The 8,630-nt window shown below is 73.3% G+C and carries 9 protein-coding genes; 6 read left to right on the forward strand and 3 right to left on the reverse strand.

Features of this window, described 5'->3' with window-relative positions:
- The first annotated feature begins 135 nt into the window (after positions 1 to 135).
- Positions 136 to 1,032: a DUF429 domain-containing protein gene (locus ACZ6JE_RS14760; RefSeq protein WP_464319426.1), complete on the forward strand. Its 897-nt coding sequence runs from the start codon at positions 136 to 138 to the stop codon at positions 1,030 to 1,032.
- On the opposite strand, the gene ACZ6JE_RS14765 is transcribed toward ACZ6JE_RS14760, so the two are convergent.
- Both ACZ6JE_RS14765 and ACZ6JE_RS14770 read right to left on the reverse strand, forming a co-directional pair.
- On the reverse strand, positions 1,029 to 1,415 hold the full coding sequence (locus tag ACZ6JE_RS14765; RefSeq protein ID WP_243216596.1) for a YchJ family protein: 387 nt from the start codon (positions 1,413 to 1,415) through the stop codon (positions 1,029 to 1,031). The genes ACZ6JE_RS14760 and ACZ6JE_RS14765 overlap by 4 nt on opposite strands.
- A 94-nt stretch (positions 1,416 to 1,509) precedes the next feature.
- Positions 1,510 to 1,923 carry a VOC family protein gene (locus ACZ6JE_RS14770; RefSeq protein WP_464319427.1) on the reverse strand — a complete coding sequence of 138 codons (414 nt, stop codon included), beginning with the start codon at positions 1,921 to 1,923 and terminating at the stop codon, positions 1,510 to 1,512.
- A 145-nt stretch (positions 1,924 to 2,068) separates the two neighbouring features.
- Between ACZ6JE_RS14770 and ACZ6JE_RS14775 the strand changes: the two genes are divergently transcribed.
- The 5 genes from ACZ6JE_RS14775 (at position 2,069) to ACZ6JE_RS14795 (ending at position 6,218) form a co-directional block, all read left to right on the forward strand.
- A complete protein-coding gene (locus tag ACZ6JE_RS14775; RefSeq protein WP_243216368.1) occupies positions 2,069 to 2,464 on the forward strand; it encodes a hypothetical protein in 396 nt (131 codons plus the stop codon).
- 64 nt (positions 2,465 to 2,528) lie between these two features.
- Entirely contained in the window at positions 2,529 to 3,434 is a 906-nt protein-coding gene (locus tag ACZ6JE_RS14780) for a metallophosphoesterase (protein WP_464319428.1), read from the forward strand.
- A 154-nt stretch (positions 3,435 to 3,588) separates the two neighbouring features.
- Positions 3,589 to 4,605, forward strand: coding sequence for an NAD-dependent epimerase/dehydratase family protein (locus ACZ6JE_RS14785; RefSeq protein WP_464319429.1), 1,017 nt, complete (start codon positions 3,589 to 3,591; stop codon positions 4,603 to 4,605).
- Between the two features lie 173 nt (positions 4,606 to 4,778).
- Positions 4,779 to 5,681, forward strand: coding sequence for an aminodeoxychorismate lyase (locus ACZ6JE_RS14790; protein WP_192060723.1), 903 nt, complete (start codon positions 4,779 to 4,781; stop codon positions 5,679 to 5,681).
- Between the two features lie 285 nt (positions 5,682 to 5,966).
- Positions 5,967 to 6,218: a hypothetical protein gene (locus ACZ6JE_RS14795; protein ID WP_463463452.1), complete on the forward strand. Its 252-nt coding sequence runs from the start codon at positions 5,967 to 5,969 to the stop codon at positions 6,216 to 6,218.
- 238 nt (positions 6,219 to 6,456) lie between these two features.
- Here the strand turns inward: ACZ6JE_RS14795 and glgX are convergent, their stop codons facing one another.
- The gene (gene glgX / locus ACZ6JE_RS14800; RefSeq protein ID WP_464319430.1) at positions 6,457 to 8,505 is read right to left on the reverse strand and encodes a glycogen debranching protein GlgX; all 2,049 of its coding nucleotides are present in this window, start codon (positions 8,503 to 8,505) and stop codon (positions 6,457 to 6,459) included.
- Positions 8,506 to 8,630 lie beyond the last annotated feature (125 nt).

The raw sequence follows: 8,630 nt of genomic DNA on the forward strand, positions 1-8,630 counted from the left end.
GGTCAGCGCTGACCCGCCGCCGAGGACGGGAACCCGCCGAAGCACCCGGCGAGCACGGGAACCCGCCGAACCACCCGGCTAGCACCGAAACCCACCGAAGCCCCGAGCCGAGGAGGCGCGGGTAGCGTCCCCGACGTGACCTCACCCCGCTTCGTCGGCATCGACCTCGCCTGGCGCGACTCGACCCCGGCGCGACCCGCGAACGAGACCGGTCTCGCCGTGATCGACGCCGACGGCACGGTGCTCGACGCCGGCTGGGCGCGCGGCGTCGACGAGGTCGTCGAGTGGATCGGCGCCTGGGCGACCCCGGGCTCGTCGATCGCGATCGACGCCCCGGTGCTCGTGCCGAACGCGACGGGCATGCGGCCGAGCGAGCGGGAGGTGGCTCGCGCCTACGGTCGCTGGCACGTCGCGGCCAACGCGAGCAGCGCCTCCTTGGCGTGGCTGGGCGGTCGCACCCTCGGCGAGCGCCTCGAGTCGGCGGGGATGGTCTACGACGACGGCGTGGCCGAGGTGCCGGCCGGTCGGTCGTCGTACTTCGAGTGCTACCCGTACACGACGCTGGTCGGCATGTCCGAGCTGGGCTACGAGACCCGGCGGCCGCGCTACAAGCGACCCGACACGACGCTGCCGCTCGCCGATCGCCGGGCCGCGCGGGCCGCGGTCTGCGACGACCTGATCGCCCGCATGAGTGCCCTGGACTCGGCCACCCCGCCGCTGTCGCTCGCGTCGCACACGGTGTCGCGCCTCCTCGTGGACGAGCCCTCGCCGCTCGTCGACCGGGCCTACAAGCACCGGGAGGACCTCCTCGATGCGCTGCTCTGCGCCTGGACGGCGTCGATCAGGGTGCGGACGCCCGAGCGGCTGCAGGTGCTCGGCAGCGCGACGGAACCCGACGAGCGAGGGAGGCGCGCGACGCTCCTCGCGCCGGCCCGCGACTCGCAGCGGCTGGCTCCCGCGCCGCGGGCTCTCGGCCGCCCGGAGACGTCGGGCAGCACGCCCGGGGCACCGGCCCGGGGCGCGTCGGCCTAGGAGACGTCGCCGTCGAGGTACAGCCAGCGCCGATCGCGGTCGCGCACGAACCGGCTCGCCTCGTGCTGCACGTGCACCTCGCCGTCGGTCTTCGAGTGCGCCTCGAACTCTACGACGCCCGTGTCGTCGAACGGACCGCCGCGCTCGGTGCGCACGATGTCGAGCCGGAACCAGCGGGTGCCGGCCTCGACCTCGAGCGCGGTCGGCCGGGACGACGGGTGCCAGGTGGCGGCGAGGTAGGGGGCGTCGCGCAGCGAGTAGGCGGTGTAGCGCGAGCGCATCAGACGCTCGGCGGTCGGCGCCGCGGCACCGCGGTGCAGGGGGCCGCAGCAGTCGCCGTAGACGTCTCCGCTCAGGCAGGGGCAGCGGGCGGTGTCATCCATCCCGCCATTCTCGCCGGTCGGCGCCGGCGGCGGCGGGCGGCGCCGGCAGCGGCGGGCGGCGGCAGTGGTCGGCGCCGGCAGCGGCGGGCGGCGTTCAGGCGGCCTCGCCGGCGATGTTGACCATCCAGTGGATGCCGTACCGGTCGGTGACCATGCCGAAGCTGTCGCCCCAGGGGGCCTTCTCGAGCGGGACGCCGACGGCGCCGCCCTCCGAGAGCCCGGCGAAGTAGGCCGTGAGCTCGTCGGCGTCGTCGCCGGACAGCGACAGCGAGATGGAGTTCTCGCTCTCGAGGGGGATGTCGTCGGGGCGGTCGGAGGCCATCAGCAGCATGCCGTTCGCCGCGATGAGCTGGCCGTGCATGAGGCGGTCCTTCTCGGCCGGGCCGCCCACGCCGAACTCGCCGAAGGTGCTGACCGTGTACTCACCGCCGAACACCGAGCGGTAGAAGTCGAGCGCCTCGCGCGCCGTGTCGCGGAAGGCCAGGTACGGGGTGAGCTGGGTGGGCATCATCGCTCCTCTTCGTCGGTGACGGCAGCATGGCACCGGTCGACCGCCGACGGAACCCCTTGCGGCGTCCCCATCCGCGACTCCCGTCCGGGGGCGACCCGAACTGGGCCTCGTCGGGCTCGGCGCCGGGTGGCACAGTGACACGATGAGCACCTCGCCCGGCGACGGCCCGCACGCCGTGCACGACGCCGAGCTCGTGTTCGCGCACGTGCGCGCGGTGGTCGGCGACCGGGCCACCCGCCAGGCGTCGCCCCGGCTGTCGGCACGACTGACGGCGCGGGCGCTGCGACGCGCCGGGTTCCACCACGTGACCGGCGAGCGGCTCACCGCCGGTGATCTGCGCCGCGACCGCACCCAGTTCTTCGACCGCAGCGAGACGGTGCTCGTCGAGGTGCTCGCGCTGCCGCACTGGTTCTACGGCCTGTACGTCGAGCCGAACACCCCGACCTGCACGCAGTGGGCCGAGGTGACGGCCGTGCTCGACGAGCTCGGCCGCCGCGTCGACGCCCGCCTCGCCCCGGCCGACGACTTCGCCCACTGACCCCGCTCGCCCGCGTCGCGGCCCGTCGCGATCGGATGTCGGCGGCCGTCTCTACGCTGACCTCATGCAGCCACTCGCGCCGGGGGCCCTCCGCCTCGTCCATGTCAGCGACTCCCACCTGACCGGCGACGGCACCCTGCACCAGGGCGTCGTCGACACCACCGCGGCGCTCGACCGGGTGCTGACCGAGGCGGGGCGGGTCGAGGGGGTGCGACTGCTCGTCGGGTCGGGCGACCTGTCCGACGACGGCAGCAGCGCCTCCTACCGTCAGCTGCGCGGTCGGCTCGACGCCTGGGCGGCGCCACGGGGTGCGGCCGTCGCGCTGGTGCCCGGCAACCACGATCTGCGGGCGGGCTTCGCCGAGGTGTTCGACGGAGACCCCGATGCGCCGCTCGACCGCGTCGTCGAGGTCGACGGCTGGCGCGTGATCGGGCTCGACACCTCCGTGCCGGGCGCCGGCTACGGCGACCTCCGCCCGCGCCAGCTCGATCTGCTGCGCGATCTGCTCGCGACCCCCGCCGCGCGGGGCACCGTCCTGGTGCTGCACCACCCGCCGCTGCCCGCACCGACCACGCTGCACGAGGCCCTGGCCCTCCGCGCTCCGGAGGCGCTGGCTGCGGTCATCGACGGAACCGACGTCAGGGTCGTGCTCGCCGGCCATTACCACCACCACATCGTCGGCGACCTCGCCGGCGTGCCCGTCATCGTGGCCCCCGGGGTCGCCAACGACACCGACGTCGCGGCGCCGGAGGGCACGGAGCGCGCCGTGCGCGGGTCGGGCTTCGTCGTCGTGGACATCGAGCCCATGGACGTCGAGCCCATGGACGTCGAGCCCGGCGGCGGGCACGTCGGCGGCGTCCGATCGACGGTCGTGCGGGTGTACGACGCCCACGACGGCGACGAGGTCTTCTCACTCGATCGCGACACGGTCGAGCGGATCGCCGCGGAGGCCGGGCCGCCGCGCGACTGACCCGAGCCGCGCGACTGACACGAGCCGCATGACGATGACGACCGGAGGGCCTGCGGGCGGGCCCGGCACCCCGGCCGTCCAGCCCGGAGGCGTACGCTCGCAGCACACGCGGGCAGCGCCCGCACCCCTTGTCGCACAACCAGGAGGAGCCCGCATGCGCGTGGTCGTCGTCGGAGCCACGGGCAATCTGGGCACGGCCCTCCTCAGGCGCCTGCAGGCCGAGCCCCGCGTGACCGAGCTCGCCGGTGTCGCACGCCGCGGGCCGCGTTCGGCCTCGCCGCCCTACGGCGACGTCACCTGGTTCGGCATCGACATCGGCGACGACGCCGCCCCCGAGCAGCTCGCCGCCGCGTTCGCCGGGGCCGACGCCGTCGTCCACCTCGGGTGGGCGCTGCAACCCAGCCACGATCGCGACGCCATGTACCGGACCAACGTGACCGGCACCTCCCACGTCCTCGACGCCGTCGTGCGCGCCCGGGTTCCGCACGTGCTGATCGCCAGCTCGGTCGGCGCCTACAGCCGCGGCCCCAAGGGGCGCCGGGTCGACGAGTCGTACAAGACGCGCGGCGTGCGGCACTCGAGCTACTCGTCGTACAAGGCGACGAACGAGAGCGTGCTCGACGGGTTCTCGCGGCAGCACCCCGACGTCGTCGTGACGCGGATGCGCCCCGGGCTGGTGTTCCAGGCCGCGGCGGCGCGCGAGATCGTCGGGCTCTTCGCCGGGCGCTGGGTGCCGACCACCTGGCTCAGCCGGTTCCGACCGCCGTTCCTGCCGCTGTCGCCCCGCTTCGTCTCGCAGGTGGTGCACGCCGACGACGTCGCCGACGCCTTCTGGCGCGCCATCGACCGGCGGGCCGGGGGCGCGTTCAACCTCGCCGCCGAGCCCCTCGTCGACTCGTACTCGATCGCCGAGGCGTTCGGCAGCCGCGTCGTGCCCGTGCCGTACCGGGTGCTCCGCACCGCCGCGCTCGTGACCTGGCTGCTGCGCCTCCAGCCGACCGAGCCCGGCTGGCTCGACATCGCCGCGAAGATCCCGGCGATGTCGACCGAGAAGGCCCGTCGCGAGCTGGGCTGGGCTCCGACCCGCGCGGCCGACGAGACCCTGCGCGAGTTCGTCGGCGGACTTGCCGCCGGCACATCGAACGAGGCGTCGCACCCCCTCAGCGGCTGACCCGCACCTCCTTCGCGACTCCCTGGTTCTCCCCCGCGCCTCCTGCGATCCTCCCTCCCCCGCTCCGTCGTCGGACGCTTCGTCCCGTCACGTCGGCGGGGTGATCACGGGGCGTCACGGCTTCGGGCATCCTGGTCCGAGAGCGCCACCGCCGCCGACCGAGGAGAACCGCCGTGTCCGACCTGCCCCCCGCCTCCCTCGTCGTCGTCGACCGGCCGATGCGGGGCACGCCGCCCCGGGGCCCCGGCGACGTCGGCTTCCGGCTCGTCGACCCCGACAGCATGACGATCCACGTCACCGACCTCGGGGTCACCCGAGGCGACGGCGTCTTCGAGGGCCTGGGCGTCGTCGACGGGGCGGTGCAGGCGCTCGAGCCGCACCTCCTGCGCCTGGCGCGGTCGGCCGCCATGCTCGATCTGCCCGAGCTCGACCTCGACGTCTTCCGCGCCGCGTGCCTCGCCTCGGCCGCCGCGCACGAGCCGGCTCCGTTCCTGCTGCAGAAGCTCGTCGTCACCCGGGGCATCGAAGGCGGCGACGGCACCCCCACCGCCTGGGTGCGGACCGCCGTGATGGACGACCCCGCGCCCGAGCGCCGACAGGGCATCTCGGTGGTCTCGCTCGACCGCGGTTACCGGCACGACGTGGCCGAGACGTCGCCGTGGCTGCTGCAGGGGGCCAAGACGCTGTCGTACGCCGTCAACAAGAGCGTGCTGCGCGAGGCCGCCCGGCGCGGTGCCGACGACGTCCTCTTCGTCAGCAGCGACGGCTACGCGCTCGAGGGTCCGTCCGCCTCGCTGATCGCCCGCTTCGGAGACCGGTACGTGACGCCGCGCACCGATCAGGGGATCCTCGCCGGCACGACCCAGGCGGCCGCGTTCGACGCACTCGGACGACGCGGAGTGACCGTCGAGTACGCGCTGCTGACGCTCGAGCAGGTGCGTCGGGCCGACGCGCTCTGGCTGGTCTCCAGCGGTCGGCAGATCGCGCCCCTCACATCGCTCGACGGCGTCGCGCTGGTCGTCGACCACGACGAGACCGAGCGCCTCGGCGAGGCCCTCGTCGGGCGGCGGAGCTGACGCGGGCCCGCCCCTTCGGCACCGGCGGAGACAGCCGACGAACCCCGTTGTCCATGATGCGAACGGACTCCGTCGGCGACTGGACGACCCTCGGAGCCGGTGCGAGAGTGACGGTGCACCGGTTCACGGCGGTGCGACACCAGTTCCCCTCACGGTGACCACAGGGACACCAGAAATGAGTTGAACCATGATCTCCACCCCCGATTCGATCTCCTCCCCCGCCGTCCTCGACCTGGCCGAGACCCAGCCGCTCGACCTGGCCGCCCTCTTCGCGGCGGACGCCCGATGAGCGCCGCATCCCTCGAGCGCCTCTCGCACGAGGCGCTCGTCGCGCACATCCGCAGCCGTGTCGACACGTCGAGCGAGAGCTTCTACCGCCGCGAGGTCGGCGTCTCGGCCGTGCGCATCACCGCGTACCCGAAGCGCCGCCGCGCCTCCACCGGGCTCGCCTCGCAGCCCGAGACGCCCGCCGCCTCGAGCGAGCCCACCTACGCCGACTTCCTGCGCGGCACCCGGTCGGAGCTCGCCTCCGCCTGACCCCCGCACGACACGAAGGGCCCGTTCCGCCGACCGGCGGCGCGGGCCCTTCTGCGTGTCGGCCTCCGACGTCGCTGCGACCGCCCTCTGCGGCCGGACCGCGCCTCCTGAACCGCAGGGTCGCGACATGCGGGCGGCACCGGCACCGCGCCTCCTGAACCGCCGGGTCGAGACGTGCGGGCGGCGCCGGCACCGCGCCTCCTGACCGGCGGCCGAGGAGGCGCGGTGCGGCACGTGCCTAGGAGGCGCGGCTCCGCAGCAGGGTGAAGCTCGCGTCGCGGACGAGCAGCGTCGTGACGGCGCCCTCGACCTGCTGGCCGGGGTCGCTCGACAGCGCGAGCTCCCACTCGCCGTGGGGCGCGTCGGGCACGTTGAACTCGACGACGGCCGTCGAACCGTTGACGAGGTAGGCGAAGGCGTCGGCGTCCTTGTGGGTCAGCACGAACGTGATCGCCTTGTTCTCGCCCTGCTGCCAGTCGCCGCTCGTGAACGAGTGGTCGTCGGCGCGACGCACCTGCACGTGGTCGTCGCTCTCGACCTCGGGGGCGTAGCGGAACCAGTCGGGGCGGAGGGCCGGGTTCTCGCGACGGAGCGTGATGAGCTCGGTCGTGAAGGCGAGCAGGTCGCGGTCTGCGCGCTCCCAGTCGAACCACGAGATCTCGCTGTCCTGGCAGTAGGCGTTGTTGTTGCCGCCCTGGCTGCGGGCGATCTCGTCACCGCCGAGGATCATCGGGACCCCGGCGCTGACCAGCAGCGTGCCGAGGAAGTTGCGGCGCTGACGGTCGCGGTACTCGTTCACCGCGGGGTCGTCGGTCGGGCCCTCGGCGCCGCCGTTGAACGACTTGTTGTCGCTCTCGCCGTCCTGGCTGTCCTCGCCGTTCTCCTCGTTGTGCTTCTCGGCGTAGCTCGTCAGGTCGGCGAGCGTGAAGCCGTCGTGCGCGGTGACGAAGTTGACGCTCGACAGCGGCGACCGGCGGTCGGCCTCGTAGACGTCGGGGCTGCCGAGCACCCGGTCGGAGAACGTCGACAGCACGCCGGGCTCGCCGTTCCAGAACTCGCGGACGTCGTCGCGGAACTTGCCGTTCCACTCCGACCAGTCGGCCGGGAACCCGCCCACCTGGTAGCCGGCGGTGTCCCACGGCTCGGCGATCATCTTGACGCTTCGCAGCACCGGGTCCTGGTGGATCAGCGTCAGGAACGCGCTGTGCTCGCTGGCCTCGCCGCCCTGACGGGTCAGCGTCGTCGCGAGATCGAAGCGGAAGCCGTCGACGTGCATCTCGGTGACCCAGTAGCGCAGGCTGTCCATGATCAGACCGAGTGCGGCGGGGTGGCTGACGTTCAGGCTGTTGCCGGTGCCGGTGGTGTCGAAGTAGTTGCCCTCGTCGCCCTCGACCAGGCGGTAGTAGGCGGCGTTGTCGATGCCCTTGAACGAGATGGTCGGGCCCATGTGGTTGCCCTCGGCGGTGTGGTTGTAGACGACGTCCATCCACACCTCGAGACCGGCCGCGTGCAGGTCCTTGACCATCTGCTTGAACTCCGCCACCTGACCGCCGCGCGTGCCGGCGGCCTTCGAGGCGTACTCGTCGTGCGGGGCGAAGAACCCGATGGAGTTGTAGCCCCAGTAGTTGCGGAGGCCCTTCTCCTCGAGGTGGCTGTCCTGCACGAACTGGTGCGTCGGCAGCAGCTCGACCGCGGTGACGCCGAGGTCGGTGAAGTGCTTGATCGCGGCCGGGTGACCCATGCCGGCGTAGGTGCCGCGGATCTCCTCGGGCACGTCGGGGTGCTGCTTCGTGAAGCCCTTGACGTGGACCTCGTAGACGACGGTGTCCTCCATCGGCGTCAGCGGGCGCTCGTCGTCGCCCCAGTCGAAGTCGCGGTCGGCGATGACGTTGCGCGGCATGGCGGGGGCCGAGTCGGTGTCGTCGCGCGTCTCGGGCTCGTTCATGTCGTGGCCGAAGACGGCCTGACCCCAGTCGAACGTGCCGTCGAGGGCGGTCGCGTAGGGGTCGAGCAGCAGCTTGTTCTCGTTGTGGCGGACGCCGTTCGCAGGGTCCCAGGGGCCTGCGACACGGAGGCCGTAGCGCGAGCCGACCCGCGCCTCCTCGACCACGGTGTGGAACACGTGACCGGTGCGGGCGTGGAGCTCGAAGCGCGTCTCGGTGCCGTCGTCGTCGAAGAGGCAGAACCAGATGCGGTCGGCGGTCTCGGAGTACACGGCGACGTGCGCGCCGCCGTCGGGCAGCGGGGTGACGCCGAGGGGGTAGGGCAGGGAGCGGGGATCGGTCATTGATCCAGATGTACAGCAGCGGCGCGCGCGAGGGCCAAGCTGAGCGGTCGGGCCGCCCGCCGTACCCCGCGCTGCCCTGCCGCCCCGGCCCGCGCCCTGCTGCCCCGGCCCGCGCCCTGCCGCCC

The sequence above is a fragment of the Frigoribacterium sp. AC759 genome, assembly GCF_979256015.1.